Origin of the sequence: Pseudomonas sp. IT-P258 (assembly GCF_949767825.1) — a bacterium.
Taxonomy (GTDB): domain Bacteria; phylum Pseudomonadota; class Gammaproteobacteria; order Pseudomonadales; family Pseudomonadaceae; genus Aquipseudomonas; species Aquipseudomonas monachiensis.
Window position 1 is genome coordinate 1 of sequence record NZ_CATKPU010000086.1, and the last position, 297, is coordinate 297.

A 297-nucleotide genomic window follows, 5' to 3' on the forward strand; every position below is an offset into this window, starting at 1 on the left:
GTCCGGGGCAGAGCAGTTTGTACCTGTATGAGCCGGGGAGTTATGCGCCGTTGGCGCGGGTGGATCAGGCAGAGGGGGAAGAGCAGCAGCTCTATTACTTCCATACCGATCAGATTGGTACTCCGTTGGAGATGACTGACCGTGAAGGGCAGATTGTCTGGCAGGCGACGTACAAGGCTTGGGGGGCTGTTGAAAGGCTGGCGGTCAATGATGTCGAGCAGAATCTGCGGTTTCAGGGGCAGTATTTTGACGATGAGACGGGGCTGCACTACAACACGTTTCGGTATTACGATCCGG

General features: G+C 56.2%; 1 protein-coding gene. It reads left to right on the forward strand.

The annotated features are described in order from the left end of the window. Positions 1 to 297: RHS repeat domain-containing protein (locus ACM6G4_RS24350; RefSeq protein ID WP_414914785.1), on the forward strand; the 297-nt coding region annotated here is incomplete at both ends.